The 3,931-nt window shown below is 43.9% G+C and carries 3 protein-coding genes; all 3 read right to left on the reverse strand.

Annotated features, from left to right (window positions below; translation table 11 throughout):
* Nucleotides 1-13: 13 nt before the first annotated feature.
* Genes CAG69_RS03100 through rppH form a run of 3 tightly spaced genes read right to left on the reverse strand, consistent with a single transcriptional unit; the run spans nucleotide 14 to nucleotide 3,582 of the window.
* Nucleotides 14-805 (reverse strand): TSUP family transporter, encoded by a 792-nt coding sequence (locus CAG69_RS03100; RefSeq protein WP_161442676.1) that lies wholly within the window; start codon nucleotides 803-805, stop codon nucleotides 14-16.
* Between the two features lie 6 nt (nucleotides 806-811).
* Nucleotides 812-3,058, reverse strand: coding sequence for a phosphoenolpyruvate--protein phosphotransferase (gene ptsP / locus CAG69_RS03105; protein ID WP_047009107.1), 2,247 nt, complete (start codon nucleotides 3,056-3,058; stop codon nucleotides 812-814).
* 2 nt (nucleotides 3,059-3,060) lie between these two features.
* Nucleotides 3,061-3,582, reverse strand: coding sequence for an RNA pyrophosphohydrolase (gene rppH, locus CAG69_RS03110; protein ID WP_005381953.1), 522 nt, complete (start codon nucleotides 3,580-3,582; stop codon nucleotides 3,061-3,063).
* Nucleotides 3,583-3,931: the final 349 nt, after the last annotated feature.

Below are 3,931 nucleotides of genomic sequence, written 5' to 3' on the forward strand. Positions count from 1 at the left end.
CTTGGGTACAAACTTAGAGCAGCATGGTCGCTGCTACAAACATTAAGAACACCGCGAATATCTTTTTTAATACCGCAGTTGGAAGGTTAGTTGCCAGCTTCGCACCCACTTTTGTTGTGAGCATCGAGGCCATGGCAATCGCTAATAATGCGGGAAGATAAACATAGCCAATACTGTATGAAGGCAAGCCTTCTACTTTATAGCCATGTAAGATAAAACCGATCATACCAGAAATAGCAATCACGCAACCACAAACGGAAGATGAACCTACCGCTTTACGCATTTCTATCCCGTGTTTATTTAAAAATGGGACCGATAGTGAACCGCCACCAATACCAGCAAGGCTTGATACAACGCCAATCCCCGTGCCATACGCAACGGTCACCGGGCTGCTCGGCATAGGTTTACTGCTCGTAACTTTAATGGAACGGAACATTTGTACTGACAGGCAAAGAACAATGACACCAAATACTTTCGGCAAGTAGTGCGTAGGGATCCACTCAGCAATATTGGCACCGACAAAACCACCTATAACCACACCTGGCATCAACCATTTTACGACGAACATATCGACATTGCCGAGCTTAAGGTGATTCATCGCCGATGAGCCTGACGTGACAATAATACTCGCTAACGAAGTGGCTAGGGCCATGTGCATACTCATTTCTGGAGAGATTCCAGCAAGAGGAAGCAAATACAACAAGGCAGGAACAACAATCAAACCACCACCGATACCGAGTAACCCCGCCATCACACCCACAAAAGCGCCTAGCGCAAACAATAACAAAAATAAAGAGACGGTCACGATTTCCTACTTTTTACCTGCACGGATAAAGCCCGCAAAACCCTGTTGGATGAAGAAGTCATGCATCATTTGATGAATGTCCTCCCCGTAGGACTTTGTCATTGCTTGCTCCGCTAATTTTTCTAATTCTTCTTGTTGGCTATGACGAATCAAATATTTCACCTTAGCCACGTTGGAGGTGTTCATACTCAAACTGGTATACCCTAACCCAAGTAAGAGAAGAGCGCCAAATGGGTCGCCAGCTAACTCACCACAAATACACACTGGCACCTGATACTTATCGCACACGTCATGGATTTGCTTAAGCGCTAGCAGTACCGCTGGATGCATAGATTCATAGACATCCGCGACGCGCGAATTGTTCCTATCAACTGCTAATAAATACTGGGTTAAATCGTTTGTCCCGACAGAAACAAAATCAACACGGTGAGCAATCGTTGGCAATAAATACACCATTGATGGCACTTCGATCATGACCCCAACTTGTGGGAACTGAATTCTATCATCAAGCAACACGGCTTCGCTGTGGGCTTGATTAATCAAGCTAATGGCATCGTCTAGCTCTTTTACCCCAGACACCATTGGCAACAAAATACTTAAGTTACCGCTTTCTGCACTCGCCCTTAACATTGCACGCAGCTGGATCAAGAAAATATCTGGGTGATCCAATGTAAAACGAATGCCACGCCAGCCTAGAAACGGATTATCTTCTTCGATGGGCAAATACGGCAAAGGTTTGTCACCACCAATATCCAAAGTACGCATCACCACTCGTTGATTCGGATAACTGTTGAGTATCGCTTGATATTGATGATACTGCTCATCTTCTGACGGAAAGTGATGCTGAAGTAAAAATGCAATCTCAGTTCGGTACAACCCAACTCCATCAACACCTGTATTGATGGCAATATTACTGTCTGCACTGAGCCCCGCATTGAGCATAATTTCGATGTGGTGATTGTCTTGCGTAACCGCAGGGAGTGCGAGGTCCTTGTTTACCATGGCAAACAATTCTGACTCTTCACTTACTAAGCTGCGATACTCTCGCAATAACTGACGGTTTGGCTCTAAGAAGATCTCACCCGTATAGCCATCGACTATCCCGAGTTTTCCATTGACCACATCCGGGTTAATGTTGGCGCCCATGACAGCGGGAACTCCAAGTGCGCGAGACAAAATAGCCGCATGAGAGTTCGCGCCACCTTCTAGTGACACGACGGCTAACAAAAACTCTTTAGGTACAGACGCGAGCAAGGTGGCAGTGAGTTCATTCGCCACCAAAATAATGGGACGATCAATTGCAGAATTTTCTTGCTCACTGTTATGCAGAAAATAGAGCAGCCTTTGCCCTAACTCTCGGATGTCTTGCGCTCTCTCGCGCATGTAGACATCCGACATTCTGGCAAATCGATTCGAGTATGACTCTACCACTTGGCGTAACGCCCAATCTGCCCTGTCTCCTTTTTCAATTTGCTTCTTCAAATCACCACGAAGCATCGGGTCATTGAGTAAGTGCGTAAACAGATCGAAGATCGCCAGCGCATCTTTGTTGATTTCACTGTCCAGCTTTTTCCGCATACGGCGAAAATCATTTAACGCTCGCTCTATCGCCACCAGCAATGTCTCGTGCTCACGTTCCTTATCTAACGTGGACGATGGGAAAACATCCGATAAACTCGGTTGGGTATTGTCGAACCAAAACTCTCCAATCGCGACACCTGTAGATGCAGGCAAACCTTTTAATACCGTGGGTTTAGATGCCAACTGCCAATGCCCAAGATTCTGCGCATGCGCAATAAGCACTGCTAGCTGAGCGGACAACGTGACAAGAAACGACTCTTCCATTTCACTGAACAAGCGCGGTGTTTTTTGCTGGATCACCAACACACCTAAAACTTGTTTTCGATGAATGATTGGAGTGGCTAAAAAAGAGTGGTAAATCTGTTCGCCGAGTTGAGGGAAGAATTTAAACTCGGGATGTTTTGAGGCTTCGGCAAGGTTGAGTGGCTCTGCGCTTCGTTTAACCAACCCAACCAAGCCTTCATTGAAGTTGATATGAATACTATCACCTTCAAAAATAAGGCCTTGAGTTGCCATTAACTCAAGGCGCTGCATTTCTTCATTAGCAAGATAGATAGTACAGCACTCAGTGCGAAGGGCAGCACAAGTCTCTTTCACCAATATATCGAGTGCCAGATGCACATCATCGACCCTGGAGACTTTCTCAACTATTTCCCTTAGCTGACTGAGCATGATTATCCTCTACGTTGCTTTTTTCTTTTCCCTTTCGCTTTTCTCTCTCGAAAAGGCATGGCTAAGGATGCAAACTCTTTCATCGCTCGTCGATAAACATCTCGCTTGAAAGAAACAACTTGCCTAACTGGATACCAGTAACTCACCCAGCGCCAACCATCAAATTCAGGGGATTTTCCGCGTTGCATATTAATACGAGATTCATCGCATTCTAATCTCAGCAGAAACCATTTCTGTTTTTGGCCGATACAAACAGGCTTGGAGTCCCAACGCACCAATCGTTTTGGTAGCTTATATCTTAACCAATGACGACTTGTTGCAATGATCTTAACGTCTTTTTTCGTTAAACCGACTTCTTCATATAACTCCCTGAACATGGCTTGTTCTGGAGTTTCACCTTCGTCAATTCCACCTTGTGGAAATTGCCATGAGTGTTGCCCGTATCGTTTAGCCCAGAAGACCTGACCATGGTTATTACATATCACAATACCAACATTAAGTCGGTAACCATCGCCATCTATCACTGGCTAACCTCTATGAATAAATTTTTTATTACCGTGATTTTTCCACATATCCCCATTACTAGCAAACTTACTGATGTGATATGAGCAAGATTTATTACCTTTCCACCATATTTGGATATCTTTTAATCAAATAATACCTTATCAACACAAGAGTGAGACATTGCCCACATTTATTCACCTTTTCTGTGAATAACTTTGTGAAGAATTCAATTCAAATGAGCAATTCAGTTCCCTCCTACAACAAGAAAAACAAATAAAGAAAAAACAAAACAAACATAAACAGTTGATAAATAAAACCTTATATTAAAAAACAACGATAAATCGATCTTCAGTTTCTTGATGATCTTTT

It is taken from the genome of Vibrio sp. V43_P6S15P86 (genome assembly GCF_009904725.1).
GTDB lineage: Bacteria > Pseudomonadota > Gammaproteobacteria > Enterobacterales > Vibrionaceae > Vibrio > Vibrio diabolicus.